The organism is Humiphilus diazotrophicus, assembly GCF_059726315.1.
The window spans coordinates 159,680-179,619 of sequence record NZ_AP040870.1 but is presented as its reverse complement, the minus strand read 5'-3'; the positions used below and the strand labels follow the sequence as shown (position 1 = coordinate 179,619).

Below are 19,940 nucleotides of genomic sequence, written 5' to 3'. Positions count from 1 at the left end.
CAAAGAGTAAGTATTATGGGTATCGCAACACCACAATTCGATTATTTGCGGAAGATTGTCCGCCAACATTCTGCTATCGTGATCGATGCGGACAAGGACTATTTAGCCGAAAGTCGCCTTGGCCCAGTCGCAGAACACGAAGGGTTCAATTCGATTGAGGCACTAATCCAGTCTCTAGAGAGACAGACATTTGGAGTCTTGCATCGCAAAGTGGTCGATGCAATGACAAACAATGAGACGTGGTTTTTCCGCGACTATCAGCCTTATGACGCCTTAAAACAGCAGATTATTCCTGAGCTTCTCACTCGAAACGCGGGTACAAAAAAGATTACTTTCTGGAGCGCTGCCTGCTCAAGCGGACAGGAACCCTATAGTATCGCGATGAGTTTGCGTGAGAACTTCGCCTTGCCAGGCTGGAACTATTCCATTGTGGCGACAGATCTCGCCGATCATATTTTGCAAAGGGCAAAGGTCGGATCTTATAGTCAGATGGAAGTAAGCCGCGGCTTGCCTACGCCTCTTCTCACCAAGTACTTCGTCCAGGACGAGCTGCAATGGAAGCTTAAACTCGAAATTCGCAATATGGTCGATTTCCGCTCTATGAATTTGATCTCATCCTGGCCTCTGATGCCTATCGTGGATGTGATCTTTTTGAGAAATGTCCTCATCTATTTCGATGTTGACACTAAGAGAGCGATTTTGGAAAAGGCTCGTAAAGTACTTCATCCCAAGGGTTATATGTTCCTCGGGGCAGCAGAGACCACTTTGAACCTCGATGACAATTTCGAGAGAGTACCCTTCGGAAGAACAGCATATTACCGGCTGAGGAGTTAATCATGTCAGGATTTGGAATTACCAGGGAAGCTATCGTCAGTATCAGCCAGGAAATATGGAGTTCCATGATTTCCATAGAACTTAATCCTGCCACTCAAGCTCCAACGGGAGTACTGCAGCCGGATGGCGTTTCGGGCCGTATCGAAATCTTTGGCGCATGGCGGGGAGAAGTAGAGATCCGCATGTCGCGTGCATTGGCGAAGAGTACGGCTGCCGCATTTATCGGGAAGGAACCAGACGAGGTCGAGTTGGAAGAATGTTTCGACGCCGCCCAAGAGATTACAAACATCACAGCTGGAAGGCTGAAACGTTTGTTGCCTCAAATCTGTAAGGTGAACATTCCTTCGATGTGTGCCTGCGAAAGCCTGATTATCCCGGACAAGAACTCACCCGAAGTAATGACCGTCTACTTTTCGACTAGCTTCCCTTCTTTGGGAGTTTCGATTCGAGCAGCGTGCTGAGGCAACTGAGCTCTTAGAGGTCATACCATCCTCTAAAATCTCATCGATGTATTAAAGCCGAATCTTCTTGGTCCGGATTGCGTGGCAGTTGACTTTCCGAACAATGGAGAACTGAGACTTCCCTGGGGTGTACTCAGAACAGGGTGGTTGAGAATGTTATCTCCATCTGCGGAAAGACTTAGAGATGGCTTCCACTTAGTACCAGCATGTTCCAGAAAATGTAGCGGAACGTCACGGGAAATTGCCAGCCCCAGGCCCACGAATACTGGTCCATTTGCGATATTTACAGGAATTCGCTTCTGCGTGGAACCTGGATTTGTCTCGAAGTATCCATACTTCGTCTTCACAGCCGTTGGACTGGACAAATTTGTTGCGAATGCCGGTCTGTCGCTATAACTCGTATCGCCATTCAGATCGCGACCGAGCGTGATATTCAGGGGCTCTCCCGGTGACAGGCGGAACCATGTTGAAATCGTCGCAAACCTGGGAATCTCGATGGAATTCCAGAAATTAGCGTAAGGCTGCTTCGGGGTGGACCGCCCATAGTCATCTTTTAATGAGTAGGGATTTGAAGGCGTTCCAAATACATCTCCTTTTGCAAAGTTAGCGCCCATCCCGCCGCCGAACGAAACGTGTTTTGCCAACTTGCCCCAGTAATAGATCATGAATTCCGACCCTTTATTCATTCCTTCAGATTCATATATAAAAACATTCTCCAGTCTTCCGTTAGGTCGTATGCCGCTGGTGGGGTCAGTGATATCGTAGGTCCCGGGAAGAGGTGCGTTTATATTTCTCTGGTCATATTGACGCTGCCCGAGAGAATGGAAAAACATCAGATTCAGACGGCCTTCTTTCCCGATCTTTCTGGAGAGACTGACGTTCTCTCTGGTCATATAAGACGCATGTAGATGAGAGCTAAGACCGTAGGACGAGGGCGTAGCACTTGATTCGCCTTGCAGATCTTCGGGAATATCAGGAAAGAAATCTGGATTCAGGTAGGTATATTGCGCGGTTCGGTACATTTGATACCGTCTTACGGCGGTCACAGAAGAAAGTGGAAATCGATTGTAAAAGATTCCCAAGCTTACCTGCAGGGAAATTTTCGCCGGCTTTTTGGGTCCACCATCAATTCCCCAGGACAAAGAAAATCGAGGAGCCACATTTACTGCTTGCAATGACTTTTGGGCCTCCAGGCGAAGTCCATAGCTTATCCCGACATTGCTTCTCAGATCGAGATCATGTTGAATAAACCCGGCAATATCGGGTTCGGAGGACGATACGTTGTTCGCTCCAGTTGTTATTTGAAATTGGCTTGCACCTCCTCCAAGTGCCCGGATTTTGTTCATACTCAACCCCGCAGCAAGGCCCTGCAGCGTGAGCTGATAAGCCTTTAACGATGCAAATGTGAATGTTCCGTTAAAGTTATTGCCCAATCTGCTGTCATTACTATGACCATTTGCCTCTACACCTATAGCAAAGACTTGTTTGGTCAGCTTTACTCGCAAGACGTCCTTGATTGTGTAGGAGCGGGTGTTCGAACGGGTATTCCCTACGCCACTGCCACCACCCGTAAATGCTCCTGTAACCAGGATCTCAGGCTTGGCAGATATGGGATTCTGCCGGAGTAGGTCCGAGTCGTATGCGAAGCTGAATTCATTGTTTAGGCTCTGAGCAAAGCTGTGATTGTAGAGTAACCTGTTGGCATACGATGATTCTCTTTGGATAAATGCATGTTCAGGCAGGCTAAGATCTCCTACTCCTTGGCCGTCCTCACTGTTTTTCCTGAACCTGAAATATGCTGTCGCGTTATCTCGCTCTCCCAGCAGGAGAGAAGGAGTAAGCTCCAAAAAGGTCTCATGCTCGCCCGCCGAGACCGCATCTCTTCGATTCACCTGATTAAGAGACGTGTCGAGTATTTGCGCGTTAATCACCTTGCCCGTGTTGCTGTAGGACTTTCCCAGGCTCCACCCGTACGATAATCTCTTCCCTAGATGTCCATGTAAGGAAGCACTTCCAGTCACCTCATCGTGAGGAACCTTTTCTGGCGCAAAACGGTCTTGCGCGGCCAAGGCTGTCGTAGTACCACGGCTGGTAAGAGAACCGCCAAACTTTATTTGAGAGGGATCGGTGAAGATATCTACCATGAAACGCCACTGCTTTGCGTATTCAGCAGAAAAGGTTCCGGTCGCGATCCGTATTCCTCGAATTAAATCCTTTGATGGTAAATTGTGAATGTCTATCTCAAGGCCATTTACTCGATAAACTGCGTCTCCGCCGACCATAGCCGATAGTTCTTCTCTGAAAGTATCGGGATTATCGGACATGTGTCGTACTGAATCTTCTGAGAGATAACTTTCTTGAAGAGTTGTCCCTTTTGCATCTTCAGTATTCCCCACGTTGACGTTCTCTTGATACAGAGGTAGAGACAGAACCACTCTGAGGTTCGCCTGTCGTCCAGTATTAAGATTTAGCCGTTCCTTGCGATAAACCGCAAAACCATTTTTTCGTACCTCTATTGAATAGCTTCCTGGAAGAAGGTTATTTGCTTCGAAAGTTCCCGAGTCATCTGTTGTCAGCAGATAAGGGTTCCCCTTCCCTTGTTGCTCCAGCTTCACCTCCGCTTCGGCAACAACCGATTCGGCGGGATCATAGACAATTCCCTTGATGCTCGCTGTCTGTCCGATGGCAGAGCAGCACGACAGTAACATTAACCAAGCAAACAGAAAAGAAACACTCACCCAGGGCCTCACGATCTCCCCGTCTCCTTCATTTCTTCACGAATTACCTGAAAGACACTGCCAGGATCGCTCGTGAACTAGAATTCCATTGTAACTGCTATCACAATGTCTAAATAAGACTGCTCCAGATGTCCAACGTTGTCAAATTGGGATTGCAGAAGATCTGCTGCTGAATGAGGCTGTTATATGTCCATTTTGTAGAAACCTTGCGGGGTACTAATCTTCAACCCGTCTTCCTACAGATAAGCCTGGTGTCCGTTAAGTGACATATGGAATATCACTGATCTGATATCCGTGTCGGCTTCTACTAATAGGCTGTAATCTCGGAGAGGTGTCTCGTCATAACACTTGAGAGCAATTGGGGTACCGACAGATATAGGGAAATTTATCTGAGTCATGGAAGGTGGTCTATTCAGATGAGCACGACCGGAGTGCTTCACGTGAAATTGAAACCTTTTATTCCGGCAATGTTGAGGCTCAAACTTCACGCAATATAAAGAAAGACAAGGATGCATTTTGCCTAATCCGGAATGAGGTTGCCTGCCTCTAATGCCCAGGTAGGGGGATTTTCTAGCCATTTTTGAGAGATGCTATGTGATACTCTCGTTTTCGGGTAGCGCTACAGGTCCCTCACCTGACGTGCTTTAGCTTCTCCTAGCCAATCTTGCTCTGAGTTCCTTTCGGAATATTGAGGTAGCCGGTGGACAACGGATTCTTTCTCCAGTTACCTTGATCTGAATGGCCGGATCTCGGCCAGAATGCAGATTCGATTGCAACAATTAGAGGAGTTGCGCGTCATATTATTACTGCAAAAATACGGGGCTTGAAATTTGACAGGTACGCTCAGAAGGAAGAGAGGGTTTCAGTAATGGAAGTTCAGGTAGAACACTTTGAAGATGCCGACGATCAACATACCGATGAAACTCGCGACTGGTATTACTCAGGAACAATCTATACATATCTGGAGCAAAACCGGATGTTCAAAGTACGCCGATATGATGAAACACCAGGTGCAGCAAGTATCTTCTATTTTGAGTCTCCGGACATTGAGGATGGGGTCCCTTACAACGATCCGCTCTTCCAGAAAGTAATTTCACACCTGACGACGGAACTTGGCATTTCTAAAATTAGGATCCTTACCGCTGATCTAGAAAATGGCTATACGGATGTCGATTTTTCCCGACTGCTCTCTTTACGCGCCGTATCCTGATATCCCACTTGAAGCCTCTGGAGCAGATTACATTTGTCCGGAGAACTCCGTGTGTAGAAATTCTGGTTGTTGTTCAGAATGAGTTGACGGAGAGTCTGCATTTGCTTTTGTATTATTCGCCTCCCTGCCCTACCATGCCACAGCAAATGCATAAGTGCAGGCGGACAGTACTGCAACTACCTGGTGCAAGAATTCAAACATACCTCCCAGTTAAGTCAAAACACGTATGCACCACTCCAGGGTTCAGAGCCGTTTTCCTTTAAATTCAGGGCTATTGAAATGATTGGAGGCCAGTCCGCTACCGCCGGTGGTTCGATATTGCATTCGATTTGACGGATTGTCAACATGAATTAGTAATCCTCCTTGAAACAGCCGATGAGCGACGATTCACATAAACGCTTATCTATCCAGTCATGACAACTGAGCTGCCTAGCAGGCAGGAAAAACTATTGACGGGGAGCGTGTGTATTACAGTATGATGATTCCTACTACCAGTTTGGCACACCGTAGTGTGAACTAGAAAGACTCAAAGCTTTAGATTTGGTTCAGTAAAGCTGTACGTACGGCTACCGTACGCGTTGGCAAGAAAAGCTATATATTTCGCACCCCAGAATTTGGTGTCGAAACGGCCTCACACTATTTATTGCCTGCCGTTATCCCGGGGCAACGATGGCATGCGCTACATTATTGCCACAGCTCGCACCGGGTGCCTATTTGCGGTCTTATACAGGTCGAAGTTACCAGGATGTAAGGACACTTTTATCAGGATCCGGGATGTTCATCATCTCGCCGACATTTAGCCCTTCTCTTTCTGTACGGAGGATACTGAAGTGCCGAATGATTCTCGCCAACACAGCTCCTCACTCTGGAAACAAAGACGACTTGCGCAAATACTAGATAAAGCTTTTACGAATCAGACCCCTTTGTCTCCAGACAAAGCTGGAAAGCAAGTTTGCAGTTGAGCACAAAGCAGTACGATTACTATCAAAGTTCTTCTCCAGAAAGGAACGACAGCCATGGCCATGACGCGGCGTGATTTCATTATGCGTGTTGGACAAGCAGGAGGATACAGTGCTGCATTCGCAACAATGCAAGGACTGGGACTCATGCCTATGTCCGAAGCAGAAGCGGTTGAGTGGAATACTTCCCCTGATGCTGGCAAAGGAGTCAATGTTGTTATCCTGGGCGGCGGCATTGCCGGTCTTGTCGCGGCCTATGAGATGCGCCAAGCTGGATATCGATGTACGGTGCTCGAGGCCCGTCAACGCCCCGGAGGGCGCAACTGGACAATACGCAGTGGGACTACGATTGAGTTTACCGACGGAACCAAGCAGACTGCCGACTGGAATTCCGATAGCTACTTCAATGCCGGACCGGCAAGACTTCCCTCCATCCATAAGAACATCCTCGGATACTGCAGAAAGCTAGGTATCCCTTTGGAGGTTGAGGTCAATACTTCTCGCAGCAGCCTTTTAGTTAATGACAAGGTCTTCGGTGGAAAGGCTGTCGAACAACGTCGCGCCATTAATGACACTCGCGGACATGTGTCGGAACTCTTAGCCAAGAGCATCAGGCAGCATGGGCTGGATCAAGAGCTTACAACAGAAGATCGTGATCGTATGATCCAGTTTTTACGCATCTACGGTGATCTGAAAGATGACCTGAGTTATAAGGGCTCAGGACGCTCCGGTGATCTTCGGCTTCCTGGAGCCGGAAACGTAACTGAAGAGTTCAATCCTCCTCTCGACATGCATACACTGCTCGATGCGGACTTCTGGAATGGCCTGCTCTTCGAAGAAATGCTCGATATGCAGGCGACTATGATGCAGCCCGTCGGCGGAATGGACCAAATTCCCTTTGCCTTTGCAAAGGTCCTTGGGGATACGGTTCAATACAATTCCCCGGTGAATGAGATCCGGCGTACGGAGAAAGGTGTCCGTGTTCTCTATACTCAAAAGGGAGAGCCTAAGGCGATTGAAGCTGATTACTGCATCTGCGCACTTCCTCTTTCTATTCTGCAGAAAATTCCTAATGACTTCTCACCTCGCATTAAGCAAGCAATTGCGAGTACCGGCTATGACGACGCCTTTAAAATTGCCTGGGAATCCAAGCGCTTCTGGGAGACCGATTTTAATATCTATGGTGGAATTTCCTGGGTATTCAATGGCCCTGTAGGACTGGTCTGGTATCCCAGTGCTAAGCTTTTCAGCGATACCGGAGTAATCGTCGCCGGTTATTCCGTCGAGAGCTATACAGACCTCTGCAAATTGCCGAACCTGCAGGCGAAATTTGATGCCTCCCGTGCTGCGGTAGAAAAATTGCATCCAGGTTATTCCAAGCAGTTACAGAAGCCTGTGTACATCAACTGGGGTGAGATTCCTTATAATCTTGGCTCCTGGATTGGCCGAGGGCCAAGCTATGCGAGACGCAGAGAAAGTGATGATGGTAGCGACTACTATAATGGCCCTTACAGAGAATTGATCCAGCCCGATGGCCCATTCTTTTTTGTTGGAGACCACTGTAGCCATATTGTCGGCTGGCAGGAGGGTGCGGCTTTATCCTCCTTACGGGCAATGAAGTTAATTGGAGAGCAAGTCCAGGCTGCCAGAACTACCAGACCGGTCCGGCAGCGGCCGGTTGCGGTCTAGCTTCAGCCGTGAAAGGATGCGAGCTTCTGTACAAGATAATGGGGCCGCATACTGCTTGTCCGCAGGTAATAGCAATCAATTCTCCTAGATTGCAGTAAGGCGGAGCTAGCTTTTGAGGAACATTCGTTTTGCAATGAATGTCCCAGATTCAACAGAGTTTTAAGGAGGCGAAATACGTTGATTAAGAAAAGGGCTTTGGCTGCAATGGTTATTTCCGCAGCCACTATTTCCGTATCTCTCCAGGCACAAACTCCTGTAAAGCATATTCAGGATGACAAATCTCCTATAGCATCCGCAGTCTGGGCTGGCGATACTCTTTACGTAAGCGGACAACTCGCTTCGCCAGTTACACCTGAAGACAAATCCAAAGGAACTCCTGCAGCTTATGGCGATACCAAAGCTCAAACCTTTAGCATTCTGACAAAAATTGAGAACATTCTAAAGTCACAAGGACTTGGGATGGGTGATGTTGTCATGATGCATGTCTATCTTGCGGGTGATCCTGCCAATGGGGGCAAATTAGACTTTCCAGGTCTACAGGCGTCTTATACGCGGTTCTTCGGAACCAAAGAGCAACCCAATAAGCCCGCTCGTGCCGCATTCCAGGTAGCGGCACTGGCGGCACCTTGGGCTTTGGTTGAAATCGAAGTTATCGCAGTGAAATCAAAATAGAGGTCACTTCTCCAACCCCCATCTCTGTCGTAGATGGGGGCTCTTTTTCACTTAGAAGCAGCGTCCGATCTCAAGAGTTCTCGAACCTCCTTTAGGGGCTTCTCTTTCCAATAGCGCGTATAGCTTTCCAACGAAGAAAAGCTTCTGCTGCGCATACGGTCTATATACAGCGTTCCGTGCAGATGATCTATCTCATGTTGCAGAATGCGGGCATACCATCCTGTAGCATGAATCGTGACGGGTTCCCCTTCCTGATTAAGACATTCCACTTTCACCTGTCGCGCTCGCGGTACAAGGGCAGTAAAACCGGGAAGACTCAAGCACCCTTCAAAGAACTCCGTATCGGCTTCGGAGAGCAGCTCAATCTTTGGATTGATCAGAACATGAAAAGGAACAGGTTCGCGTTCCCGCTCCTGCATCTCAGCTATGGAAATTGCCTTATGATATTCTGCACGATCCTCTATAACCGCCAGCTGTAAAGACACCCCAACCTGCGGAGCCGCAAGACCTACTCCTGGAGCATCGCGCATCGTTTCCCTCATGTATTCGATCAGCTGTTGTGTGGCGTTACTCCGGATCTCTTCGATGGAGAGTTCGCGCGCCCGCTGTCGTAATACCTGTTCTCCTACCGTGGATATCTTAATCTTCAAGCTAGTCTCCTCAGCACTATTGTGGCGAAACGCGTGAGGTCGCGCCCATATGCAACAAAGTTCCTATATAGATACGGTTTTCCTGGAGAAAAACGAATGTCAAAAATGGTCGATTGTTAACCGGCCTTACGTATGTCAACGGATTTCGTCATGCGAATTACAGGCAGCGCAGCTCCATTTTGCAGAGGGACGTCGAGGCGCTCAATTTCACTGTAACCTTTCAGTCGATAGAGTGGGACTCCGGTCAAGGTCGATCCCATCTCGAACCGGTGAAAACCTTCCGCAATAGCTGCTTGTTCGCAGGTCTCAAGAATTCTGCTGCCAATTCCTCGACGGGCCCATGATGGATGAACAAAGATGGCCCGAATCTTGGCTGGTTCTTTGTCAGGGTCAAGAAAAGCAGACTGCCGATTGGGACCGTGATCACTGCCGAACAGCGTTTTGCGTTTGCTCCAGCCACCACAAGCAACAATCGGTTCCTCATTTGTAGTTGCTACAAAATAGGTTCGATCCCTGATCAGCTGCGTATCGAGACCAAGCACTGTTCCCAGGGCTCCTTCGATTTGCACTGGAGAATAGTCGTTAGCCTGCAAGCCTCGAACAGATAACTCGATGAGCATATGCAAAACCGGAATGTCCTCTGTAGTTGCCAGGCGAATATGCAGAGATGTCATAAATCCAGCTCCCAAAATTGGCCAACCAAACTCCTTCCAAAACTGCGATGAGGTTCTTCTCTCTTTAGCTTGTATCCCTCTTGTTCATAGAGATGACGAGCAGCATCAAGCCCCTTATTCGTCCAGAGCATGATTCTTTTATATCCGACACTTTGCGCAAACTGGCTACATTCATGAACCAGGTGCCTGCCAATTCCCAGCCCTCTGGCACTGGCTTCTACAAACAGGAGGCGGAGTTGTGCGACCTCCTCCGGGTTGTCGGGATTCTTTATCAGAAAAATCGAACCTACAGAATCCCCTCTACGCTCCGCAATCCAACAACGTTCTCTTCGCGGGTCGTAATGATCGACAAAGTCCGCTACGATTCTGGCAACTAACGCTTCAAACCTCTCGTCCCAGCCATACTCTCGTGCATACAGAAGCGCTTGCCGATTCACAACCCACCCCATGTCACCGGGCCTGTGTGGCCGAAGGATATAGGGAGCCTCCGAATTGCTGTCCTTACACAAGAGCGCCTGAATGCATTGCATTGCAGAGACTAACTGTCTCTGTTGCTCGTCCGAAAGGGTCGCCAGTTGGGCTGCAACTTCATGTGAGGACGCCCTATCAAGCTGTGCGGCCTCTCTTTGTCCGGCTTTGGTTAGCGCAATAACACTCTGTCGTGCGTCGCTGTCGCCTGCTTTACGGACAATCAGCTTTTTCTTCTCAAATCCTTGCAGAAGACGACTAAGGTATCCCGGATCCAGTCGCAAATCTTTGGCTAAGGTACTCGCCAGCGGGCGGTCACGATGCGCCAATTCGTAGAGCACGCGGCCTTCGGTCAGAGAGTACTGCGTGCGGAGGAGCCCCTCCTCCAATGTTCCAATCTCGCGAGTGTAGAAACGATTAAATGCGCGAACGCGATCGACAAGGCTCTTCGCTGCAGAGCTGCTCTCTTCTGCCACGTCGTCCTCCAGATGTTTGCTATAGTCACATGTATTAATTGCCACAGTCAACTATCGATTCACTCGAAATGAGAATAAGCGAAGGTCCCTGCTCCAATGAAATTGCGTCGTTGAAAAATTGCATAAGATGTGACCTCTAGCCAAAGCCGCCGCATCTGCACAAGGCATTCGCAACATCAAAAGAAAGAGAATGTTTGGCTTAGCCGATGGAGAATCGATGAGTAAAATGGATCGACGCAAATTCAATACCATGCTTGCAGCCGTAGGTCTTGTATCTGGAAGCGCAGGAAATTCTGAAACAAGCACAAGTCGACCCGAGGTCCTTCATCTTTCTCGCAATGGATGGATGCCTAACAATGAGCATCTACCAGTACTGCTCTATCGCAAAGTTCTGATCGCACATGGCAAGGAAGCGGCTTCGCAGTTCGAAGAGCTCTTCGAGCGAAACGGTTGGCCACCCCAATGGCGTGATGGCGTTTACGACTTCCATCACTACCACTCAACAGCTCATGAGGTTCTCGGCTTTGCAGGAGGAGAGGGCCGGCTAATGCTGGGAGGAGAGAATGGTAAAACGATTGTTATACATGCAGGCGATGTGGCGGTACTCCCCTCTGGCACAGGGCATTGCCGGTTGCAGGCCAGTTCCGATTTTCTCGTCATAGGAGCATATCCTCCTGGTCAGCATTGGGATATATGTCGTTCAGCTCCTGATACGGAAGCTATTCGTCGAATGTCTCAACTTCCCTTCCCGGCATCCGATCCGGTATCTGGTGCAAATGGACCACTTACAAGATTATGGCTCGGCATTTGAATCAGGTTATGATTTTGCTGATTCCATCGAAGCTCCGCATAAGAGAAGGAGACAGCATAGGTTCTCTGTGCCCTCTCTTAGGCCACAGAGCAAATAAAGATATTATTTCTAAATGATTTAGCGATCTATCTTTAAAATTTGGGCACTTATCTCTCGTTCAGCTATTCAGCTGTTTCCTTCGACCGGACACTCCTCTTCCTATAGGTTTCTTTTCGATTCGGGAAATATTCGACGATGCAATGTGAGAAAGGTACAAACCTTCTCCTATAAAGGGAACGGTGCAAAATAACAGACGTTGGAAATCACCGAAGGTACTCTCCGTATGGATTACTATCCATTTCAGATAAATTACGGCCAGCGACACTGATGTAACTGCGACTCTTCATTAGGGTATCTTCTGCCCACTGCAAGCACTAAAGGCAGCGTAGACAGGAATTCCCTGGAAAGAAGTGTTGGCCGTAAGTCTATGCAAGTTGAAAGAGATAGAAGAAGCAAAAGCGACAGGAGTCACTACATAGACTCCTGCGGCGACATTTGCGTTAGAGGACTACCTCCATGGCATTCCATTTGACTGAAGACAACGAGCCTGCTCCGCTCAAAATTGCAGGAGCAATCGATATATATGACGCTTTTCTCCTTCGAGACACGCTTCAACGATTCATCGAAAGTCGAGCGGAGATCTTGCTCGATTTATCTGAAGTGGAATCATGTGATGTATCCACTGCACAACTTCTTTTGGCAGCACTAAAGAGCGCACAAAAGGTTGAGAAACACTTCTCTGTAGTAGACATGTCCCCTGCAATCGTAGGGACTTTTGCAATGTTAGGTTTATCCGCTGAGCAACTCAAAGCGGAGTAGGGGAAAGAGATGTCGCAACCAAACCCATCCCATACCTTTCTCGTTGAGGCTGAAGATCTTCTTATCCGGATCGAAGAAGTAGTACTCGATCTTGAAGACAAAGAGCCTGATGACGAAGCCATCAATCAACTATTTCGTGCCTTCCACACAATCAAGGGCTCTGGAGCCATGTTCGGCTTCGATGCTATTGCCGACTTTACTCATCACCTGGAAACGGCACTCGATAAAGCACGAAGTGGAACTCTTTCGGTGACCAAAGAGCTTCTGGAATTGATTCTTGCCGCAAAGGATCAGATAAAAACATTGTTGGATGCCGCACGCAACGGTGAGTCTCCGGCGCCAGATGCAGGAGCAGAGATCGTTCGTGCCCTGGCAGCCCTTTCTGGGGATAAACCGGATCAAGCCTCACATGACTCAGGAGAAACAGCATCTTCCGTCAATTTGAATTCCGCAAACGAGCGTGTTCTTGAAGGCAAAACATGGAAGATTCTGTTCCGTCCTAACTCTTCAATCATGCAGTGCGGAACCAATCCGATATGTCTGCTTCGCGAAATTCGAGAGCTCGGAGAGGCTACGATCGTTGGACATTCGGAAGAGATTCCGGCACTCGATTCCATTCAACCGGAAGATTGTTACCTGTGGTGGGACATCGTCCTTAAATCAAACGCCGATATCGATGCAGTCAGGGACCTGTTTATTTTTGTTGAAGATGGCAGCGAAATCCGAATCGAAGAGTTAAGCTCATCGACTACCTCGAACTCCGCGGCATCAATCACCGATTCTCCCTCAAAAGAAGCGTCCGGTGTAGGTGCTGGCGTTCATGAAAACGAACGCCATAATACGAAAGAAACAAATGAGAGTGTCGTTCGCAAAACGAATACACCAGATCCGGGAGTCCGAGTTCCCTCGGAGAAGCTTGACCGTCTTGTGAATCTGGTAGGCGAACTGGTCATGAATCAATCGAGGCTAATGCAGGCAGCTTCAAGATTCGATGCTCCAGATCTTGCAGGACCGGTAGAAGAGATCGAAAGGCTCATATCCGAATTGAGGGATAGCGTCCTCGGCATCCGAATGATGCCAATAGGCGCTACTTTCAATAGATTCAAGAGGCTAGTGCACGACTTGTCAGCGGAGTTGGGAAAAGAAATTGCACTGATAACCGAGGGAGCAGAGACCGAACTCGACAAAACAGTATTGGACAAGCTCGGAGATCCGCTGGTGCATCTTATTCGCAACAGCATCGACCACGGAATCGAACCTGCAGACCAAAGAGAAAAACTGGGCAAACATCGTCGTGGAACTATTCGCCTATCCGCTACGCATACCGGTTCCAATGTCGCAGTAACTATTCAGGATGATGGTCGCGGACTCGATACAAACGCAATCCTGGCGAAAGCGCATGAACGTCATTTGATCTCCCAAGACGCTGTTCTCTCCGAAAAGGAGATCTCACATTTGATCTTCATGCCTGGATTCTCGACGGCAAGAGAAGTCACTAAGGTGTCAGGTCGTGGTGTAGGGATGGACGTAGTTAAGCGTCAGATCGATGCTCTAAGAGGCAGTGTAAGCATCTCAAGCAAAGCCGGACAAGGCACGACCATTTCCCTTACCTTACCGCTGACCTTGGCGATTATAGACGGACTTTTGGTCGAAATCGGAGGAGATCAATTCATCATTCCGATGTCAGTGGTCACAGAGAATGTTGAGTTGCACCGTTCAGAACGTTTCCAGAAGAATAAACGAAATGTTATTGCTGTTCGGGGTGAGCTTATTCCCTACATCCGACTGCGCGAGATCTTCTTCATCAAGGGCGACGAGCCTGAGATCGAAAAGATTGTTATCGTGCGGCAGGAAAATGCACATGTAGGAATTGTGGTTGACCGGGTACTCGGCAGCCATCAAACAGTAATTCAATCCTTAGGCAAGTTCTATCAGGATATTTCTCTTATCTCAGGTGCCACCATCATGGGAGACGGACGTGTGGCATTGATCTTAGACATCGCTGGCTTAGTTGAGTTCGTTGATGGAGCTATGAAAGAGTCAGTTAACTTGGACCAGCATCACATTTCTGCAAGCATATCGGAATCTACAGAGAGAAGAATATGAAGAATTGGAAAATTGGCACGCGGATTATTACTGGGTTTAGCGCCATCATTGTTATCACACTTATTCTTGGTGGATTCGCGTACACTGAATTTGGAGCTGTGAATAAGAATACGACCAAGGTCGGGGAGGATAGCCTTCCGAGTGTCTACCTGATCGGTCAAGTTCAGAATAACGTACATAGGTCCATGGTTCTCCTGATGCAGCATGTCTTCTCATCGGATAAAGACGAGATGGCTGCGCTGGAGCTAGATATCCAGGCTCTCCGGAATGCTAACGCCAGCATTTTCACCAATTACGAAAAGCTCATAAGCAGCGATAAAGAACGCGCGCTTTTCGACCAGATAATGAATGCGCGAACCGCGTATTGGTCTGGATTTGAAGATGTTCTGAAGCTGAGTCGTCAGGCTAGAAATAAAGAAGCCATGGATGTCGTCAATTCAGAACTTAAGCCTCTTTATAAGAAGTATGCTGAAGCAACCGATGCTGAAGTGGCCTTTAATAAGACAGCGGGTGAGCAGGCTGTAAAAACAGCCCAGTCTTCCATTGATAGTGCAAGAATCGGCGTACTGGTCTGTCTCGGTATTGTTTTAGTTGTCGCTATTTCAATTGCTGTTGTTATATCCCGCAGTATCACTGGACCTCTTGAAGCAGTAGTCAAGCTGGTCGGTCAAGTTGCACACGGGGATCTCCGCGATACCGTTGAAGTGAACTCCCGTGATGAGTTGGGCCAGATGATGGAGGCCCTCAATAGCATGGTAGAAAGTCTGAGAAGTACCGTCGCTGAAATTTCAGCAGCAGCGGACAACGTCGCCTCCGGAAGCCAGGAGATGGCGGCAACCTCGCAGCAGCTTTCGCAAGGTGCAACAGAGCAATCTGCTTCTGCCGAAGAAAGTACTTCGGCCATGGAAGAGATGGCAGCCAGCATCCTTCAGAATGCTGACAACTCCGGCCAGACAGACAAGATAGCCTCCGCCGCAGCAGAAGATGCGCGTTCGGGCGGCGAAGCAGTAATCAAAACTGTGACTGCGATGAGGGAAATTGCCGAGAAAATCAGCATTATCGAAGAGATTGCCCGTAAGACTGACCTTCTGGCTCTAAACGCAGCTGTTGAAGCTGCTCGTGCTGGGGAGCATGGCAAGGGATTCGCGGTTGTGGCATCTGAAGTTCGTAAACTTGCTGAACGTAGTCAGGTAGCAGCAGCGGAGATCAGCCATCTCACAATTAATGGCGTCAATGTTGCCGAGGGCGCAGGCGAACTGCTGAGCAAACTTGTTCCTGATATTCGCAAGACAGCCTCTCTCGTTCAGGAAATTGCAGCGGCTAGCAAGGAACAGAGCTCCGGAGTCTCCCAGGTTAACCAGGCAATCCAGCAGCTGGATCAGGTAATTCAGCAAAATGCTGCAGCTTCCGAGCAGATGTCGGCAACGGCAGAAGAACTTTCCAGTCAGGCAGAGATCCTGCAAACCTCATTGACTTTCTTCAAGGTAGACAGCAATGGGCAGAGACGCAGAGCGCAGACAAAGGTGCAAACACGGGTTGTTGCTGGGCGGACAACTCCTCAATCGAACGGCGCGGGCAAAACAAAAGTGACAGTTGCAGCTTCACCCCGTTTCTCAGATCCCGCTGGCGCTGCAATTGAGTTGAGCAGTAATAACGGTACGAGCGACGTACACGATCTGGAGTTTACGAATTACTAAGGACAACGGCAGAACAGACATGAGTAACGCAATTACCGAAACCGCTCAATATATGACTTTCAAACTGGGAGACGAGCTCTTCGCGATCAATGTCTCCCAAGTGCGGGAGGTACTGGAACTCTCGCAAATCACCAAAGTCCCTACTGCTCCGGAATATATGCGGGGTGTAGTTAATGTTCGCGGAAGATCGATCCCTGTAGTAGACCTTCGACGTAAGTTTGGTCTGCCGCGCGGAGAGGAAACAGTACACACTCGTATCGTCGTAATGGAACTTGAACTTGATGGTGAGAGTACGGTGATCGGAGGAGTTGCCGATAGCGTACATGAAGTAATTGAGCTCGATCCCAGTCAGATCAATCCTGCGCCGCGTATTGCTATGCGTTGGCGCACCGAACTGATTCAAGGAATGGGACGCCGCGGTGATGATTTCATCATCATTCTTGACATCAATGCCGTCTTTACCTCTGAGGAACAGGCTCTTGTTCAGGAAGCCAGTACAACACGGGAAGAGACAACGACGATCGGTTGAGCCCTAGCACGAGTTCATCCTGACAACGATAAGGAACAAAATCACAATGAAGAATTGGAATATAGGAAAGCGAATTACTGCTGGTTTTGCTGTTGTTATCCTGATCGCTGTTGCTCTCGGTACATTCTCTTATATACAGCTCAAGGCAATTGAGAAACGAGCCACACGTATCACTACCGACAGTCTGCCCGGTGTCTATATGACCGGGCAAATTCAGACCAACGTGGATCGCACCATGAATCTCTTGTTGCTCCATGTTATTTCTACAGATAACGCTGAAATGTCAAGGCTGGGGAGTCAGATTGAGGAGTTCCGGGTTGCCAGCCTTGAGTTACAAGCCGGTTACGAAAAGACGATCACCACAGAGAAAGATCGGGAGCTCTTCGATGCTGTTAAATCGAACCGGAATGCATACTGGTCTACTATCGAAGAGGTTCTAAAACTCAGTTCCGCACTCAAGAATAAAGAAGCGCTGGATATGGTCAACCAGCAGCTTAAGCCAGTACAAAAGAAGTATGAAGAAACAACCATGGCCGAGGTTTCCTTTAATAAGGAAAACGGGGATGAGGCAGGCAAGGCAATCCAGTCTGCTATCGATAGCTCGGAGCTGATGGTAGAGATCAGCATATTGGTTGCAGTGATTGCCGCATTGGGAATTGCCGTAACAATCACTCGCAGTATTACCCGTCCATTGTTGGAAGCGCTGGGATTAATCGAAAAGGTATCTCAGGGGGATGTTAGCGAAACACTTTCCGTGACCTCCGAGGATGAAATTGGAAGGATGATCGGTGCGATAAATGGTATGGTCGGAAATCTCCGCCAGTCGGCACAGATAGCATCCAAGATCGCCGAGGGAGACCTCGGTGTCGAAGCAAAAGTTCTCGGAGAAAAAGACACTCTCGGAAAAGCGATGAAACTGATGATCGAAAATCTGCAACATTCAGCCGGTATTGCCGCAAAGATTGCCGAAGGAGACCTCAATGTGAAGGTTAGGGTTCACTCCGAACGCGACGCTTTAGGCAATGCTATGCAGAACATGGTTGAGAATCTGCAGAAATCGGCTTATGTTGCCAACAAGATCTCGGAAGGAGATCTTACTATCGAAGCCCGGGCCCTCTCCGATCGCGATGCCTTAGGCAATGCCTTTGTGCACATGTTGGCAAAATTGCGCGAGACAGTAACGGACATCTCTTCAGCAGCCGACAATGTTGCTTCCGGAAGCCAGCAGTTAAGTGCTACAGCGCAATCTCTTTCACAGGGTGCTGCGGAGCAATCGGCCTCCGCAGAAGAATCTACTTCGGCAATGGAAGAGATGGCTGCCAGTATCCTGCAGAATGCAGATAATTCCAGTCAGACGGACAAGATTGCTTCGGCAGCTGCCGAAAATGCCCGTTCCGGGGGCGAAGCCGTCATGCAGACGGTAACAGCAATGCGTGAGATTGCAGACAAGATCAGCATCATCGAAGAGATCGCTAGAAAGACCGATCTGCTGGCACTCAACGCTGCTGTTGAAGCTGCACGTGCCGGAGAACACGGCAGGGGTTTTGCCGTTGTTGCCTCTGAGGTCCGTAAGCTTGCCGAAAGGAGCCAAATAGCCGCTGCCGAAATTAGCCGCCTCACCATAAATGGAGTTGGATTGGCCGAGAGTGCAGGAGAATTGCTTAATAAACTTGTTCCCGACATTCGCAAGACTGCGGCCCTGGTACAGGAGATTGCAGCGGCCAGCAAGGAACAGAATACGGGAACCGCACAGGTAAATCTGGCCATTCAACAACTCGATCAGGTCATTCAGCAGAACGCAGCTTCATCGGAGGAGATGGCAGCCACTTCAGAGGAGCTATCGAGCCAGGCTGAAGTGCTGCAGTCAACCATAGCCTTCTTCAAGTTCGATACAGGAAACAAGAAGAAAGCTCTTGTAACTACGACAAAGCCTGCTCATGCTTCATCGTTTAATAAGCAACGTACTTCCAAGTTCCATAATGGACATGCACAAGTTGCTACGGCTCATACAAGCGCTTCTAATGGAACCTCTATTGACTTGGATCTCAACACTGGGAGTAGTGATTCGCAGGATACAGGGTTCACTCGTTATTAAGGGATCTGTCGTTGCCAGAGGGATGGCAGAGAACCTTCTACCAATCCCTCTATTGCAAAAGGTTTTAAATGTGAGAACGCCGATTACAGGCGTCGAAATGTATAGATCATGGAATCGACATTGCCAATCAAAGGACAAGATAATCTATTTCTAGATGACACGGACAGCTCTGGATTGGCTCTATCGCCAGAGAGCTTTGCCCGTTTTTCCCAGTTCATCACCCGAGAGCTGGGAATCAAGATGTCGCAAGAGAAAGTTACGATGCTCAAGGGCCGGCTCATGCGGCGCTTACGGCTTCTGCAGATCCAATCTCTCGACGAATATCAGACTTATCTTTTCGACTCCATTCATGCAGAGGAAGAGCGAGTTCACTTCATCGATGCTGTAACTACGAATAAGACAGACTTCTTTCGTGAGCCTCAGCACTTCGACTATCTCCGGAATACAGTACTTTCTCAATTTTGGGAGGAATACGGAGCTTCTCAACGCTTCACTTTGTGGTGTGCGGGGTGCTCTTCCGGAGAGGAAGCCTATACCGAGGCGATGATCCTCGAGTCGTATGCAAAGCTACATGCAGGCTTCCACTATGCCATCCTGGCAACAGACATCTCGACACGTATGCTGGAAAAGGCCAAAGCAGGTATCTATGCGGAAGAGCTGGTCGAACCGGTGCCTCATGAAATGCGCCGGGCATTCCTGCTTCGTAGTAGAGATCATAACGACAAAAAGATTCGTGTTATCCCCGAACTGCGCAACAAAATCAGCTTTCACCGGTTGAATTTTATGGATAGAGATTACGGCATAAGAACCATGTTCGATGCTATCTTCTTCCGAAATGTGATGATCTATTTTGACAAACCTACACAGGAGGCAGTAGTAAATAAGCTCTGCAGAAATTTGAAGCAGGGAGGTTTTCTTTTTGTAGGACATTCAGAATCTATCGCCACACTGGAGATCCCAGTAGCGCAGGTCTCCTCGTCGGTCTTCCGAAAGGTTTACTAGCTTCCAGGTAA

General features: G+C 48.6%; 16 protein-coding genes. 12 read left to right on the top strand and 4 right to left on the bottom strand.

Features of this window, described 5'->3' with window-relative positions; all coding sequences use genetic code 11:
* The first annotated feature begins 15 nt into the window (after positions 1-15).
* Entirely contained in the window at positions 16-834 is an 819-nt protein-coding gene (locus AC6I7T_RS02585) for a CheR family methyltransferase (protein ID WP_497791728.1), read from the top strand.
* Positions 835-836: 2 nt separating this feature from the next.
* Positions 837-1,295, top strand: a complete 459-nt coding sequence (locus tag AC6I7T_RS02580) for a chemotaxis protein CheX (protein ID WP_497791727.1) — start codon at positions 837-839, stop codon at positions 1,293-1,295.
* A 32-nt stretch (positions 1,296-1,327) separates the two neighbouring features.
* Here the strand turns inward: AC6I7T_RS02580 and AC6I7T_RS02575 are convergent, their stop codons facing one another.
* Positions 1,328-4,033, bottom strand: a complete 2,706-nt coding sequence (locus AC6I7T_RS02575) for a carboxypeptidase-like regulatory domain-containing protein (protein ID WP_497791726.1) — start codon at positions 4,031-4,033, stop codon at positions 1,328-1,330.
* An 868-nt stretch (positions 4,034-4,901) separates the two neighbouring features.
* Between AC6I7T_RS02575 and AC6I7T_RS02570 the strand changes: the two genes are divergently transcribed.
* The 3 genes from AC6I7T_RS02570 (at position 4,902) to AC6I7T_RS02560 (ending at position 8,563) form a co-directional block, all read left to right on the top strand.
* Positions 4,902-5,243, top strand: coding sequence for a hypothetical protein (locus AC6I7T_RS02570; RefSeq protein ID WP_497791725.1), 342 nt, complete (start codon positions 4,902-4,904; stop codon positions 5,241-5,243).
* 1,016 nt (positions 5,244-6,259) lie between these two features.
* Positions 6,260-7,891 (top strand): flavin monoamine oxidase family protein, encoded by a 1,632-nt coding sequence (locus tag AC6I7T_RS02565; RefSeq protein ID WP_497791724.1) that lies wholly within the window; start codon positions 6,260-6,262, stop codon positions 7,889-7,891.
* Positions 7,892-8,068: 177 nt separating this feature from the next.
* Positions 8,069-8,563, top strand: a complete 495-nt coding sequence (locus tag AC6I7T_RS02560; RefSeq protein ID WP_497791723.1) for a Rid family hydrolase — start codon at positions 8,069-8,071, stop codon at positions 8,561-8,563.
* 47 nt (positions 8,564-8,610) lie between these two features.
* On the opposite strand, the gene def is transcribed toward AC6I7T_RS02560, so the two are convergent.
* The 3 genes from def to AC6I7T_RS02545 form a co-directional block, all read right to left on the bottom strand.
* Positions 8,611-9,213: a peptide deformylase gene (gene def / locus AC6I7T_RS02555; RefSeq protein ID WP_497791722.1), complete on the bottom strand. Its 603-nt coding sequence runs from the start codon at positions 9,211-9,213 to the stop codon at positions 8,611-8,613.
* Positions 9,214-9,329: 116 nt separating this feature from the next.
* Positions 9,330-9,887 (bottom strand): GNAT family N-acetyltransferase, encoded by a 558-nt coding sequence (locus AC6I7T_RS02550; RefSeq protein ID WP_497791721.1) that lies wholly within the window; start codon positions 9,885-9,887, stop codon positions 9,330-9,332.
* Positions 9,884-10,831 (bottom strand): bifunctional helix-turn-helix transcriptional regulator/GNAT family N-acetyltransferase, encoded by a 948-nt coding sequence (locus AC6I7T_RS02545; protein ID WP_497791720.1) that lies wholly within the window; start codon positions 10,829-10,831, stop codon positions 9,884-9,886. Before AC6I7T_RS02545 ends, AC6I7T_RS02550 begins: the two co-directional genes overlap by 4 nt.
* 217 nt (positions 10,832-11,048) lie before the next feature.
* Between AC6I7T_RS02545 and AC6I7T_RS02540 the strand changes: the two genes are divergently transcribed.
* From AC6I7T_RS02540 to AC6I7T_RS02510, 7 genes are all read left to right on the top strand, one after another.
* Entirely contained in the window at positions 11,049-11,642 is a 594-nt protein-coding gene (locus AC6I7T_RS02540; protein ID WP_497791719.1) for a cupin, read from the top strand.
* Positions 11,643-12,197: 555 nt separating this feature from the next.
* Positions 12,198-12,500: an STAS domain-containing protein gene (locus tag AC6I7T_RS02535; protein ID WP_497791718.1), complete on the top strand. Its 303-nt coding sequence runs from the start codon at positions 12,198-12,200 to the stop codon at positions 12,498-12,500.
* 9 nt (positions 12,501-12,509) lie between these two features.
* Positions 12,510-14,606, top strand: coding sequence for a chemotaxis protein CheA (locus tag AC6I7T_RS02530; protein WP_497791717.1), 2,097 nt, complete (start codon positions 12,510-12,512; stop codon positions 14,604-14,606).
* Entirely contained in the window at positions 14,603-16,303 is a 1,701-nt protein-coding gene (locus AC6I7T_RS02525; protein WP_497791715.1) for a methyl-accepting chemotaxis protein, read from the top strand. The genes AC6I7T_RS02530 and AC6I7T_RS02525 overlap by 4 nt, the downstream gene beginning before the upstream one ends.
* A 19-nt stretch (positions 16,304-16,322) precedes the next feature.
* Positions 16,323-16,832, top strand: coding sequence for a chemotaxis protein CheW (locus AC6I7T_RS02520; protein WP_497791714.1), 510 nt, complete (start codon positions 16,323-16,325; stop codon positions 16,830-16,832).
* A 46-nt stretch (positions 16,833-16,878) separates the two neighbouring features.
* The gene (locus AC6I7T_RS02515; protein WP_497791713.1) at positions 16,879-18,927 is read left to right on the top strand and encodes a HAMP domain-containing methyl-accepting chemotaxis protein; all 2,049 of its coding nucleotides are present in this window, start codon (positions 16,879-16,881) and stop codon (positions 18,925-18,927) included.
* A 108-nt stretch (positions 18,928-19,035) separates the two neighbouring features.
* On the top strand, positions 19,036-19,929 hold the full coding sequence (locus AC6I7T_RS02510) for a CheR family methyltransferase (protein WP_497791712.1): 894 nt from the start codon (positions 19,036-19,038) through the stop codon (positions 19,927-19,929).
* Positions 19,930-19,940 lie beyond the last annotated feature (11 nt).

Excerpts from the sequence above, each read along its gene's own strand:
- AC6I7T_RS02585 (WP_497791728.1), top strand. The coding sequence starts at position 16 with ATGGGTATCGCAACACCACAATTCGATTATTTGCGGAAGATTGTCCGC.
- AC6I7T_RS02580 (WP_497791727.1), top strand. The coding sequence starts at position 837 with ATGTCAGGATTTGGAATTACCAGGGAAGCTATCGTCAGTATCAGCCAG.
- AC6I7T_RS02570 (WP_497791725.1), top strand. The coding sequence starts at position 4,902 with ATGGAAGTTCAGGTAGAACACTTTGAAGATGCCGACGATCAACATACC.
- AC6I7T_RS02565 (WP_497791724.1), top strand. The coding sequence starts at position 6,260 with ATGGCCATGACGCGGCGTGATTTCATTATGCGTGTTGGACAAGCAGGA.
- AC6I7T_RS02550 (WP_497791721.1), bottom strand. The coding sequence starts at position 9,887 with ATGACATCTCTGCATATTCGCCTGGCAACTACAGAGGACATTCCGGTT.
- AC6I7T_RS02540 (WP_497791719.1), top strand. The coding sequence starts at position 11,049 with ATGAGTAAAATGGATCGACGCAAATTCAATACCATGCTTGCAGCCGTA.
- AC6I7T_RS02535 (WP_497791718.1), top strand. The coding sequence starts at position 12,198 with ATGGCATTCCATTTGACTGAAGACAACGAGCCTGCTCCGCTCAAAATT.
- AC6I7T_RS02530 (WP_497791717.1), top strand. The coding sequence starts at position 12,510 with ATGTCGCAACCAAACCCATCCCATACCTTTCTCGTTGAGGCTGAAGAT.
- AC6I7T_RS02525 (WP_497791715.1), top strand. The coding sequence starts at position 14,603 with ATGAAGAATTGGAAAATTGGCACGCGGATTATTACTGGGTTTAGCGCC.
- AC6I7T_RS02520 (WP_497791714.1), top strand. The coding sequence starts at position 16,323 with ATGAGTAACGCAATTACCGAAACCGCTCAATATATGACTTTCAAACTG.
- AC6I7T_RS02515 (WP_497791713.1), top strand. The coding sequence starts at position 16,879 with ATGAAGAATTGGAATATAGGAAAGCGAATTACTGCTGGTTTTGCTGTT.
- AC6I7T_RS02510 (WP_497791712.1), top strand. The coding sequence starts at position 19,036 with ATGGAATCGACATTGCCAATCAAAGGACAAGATAATCTATTTCTAGAT.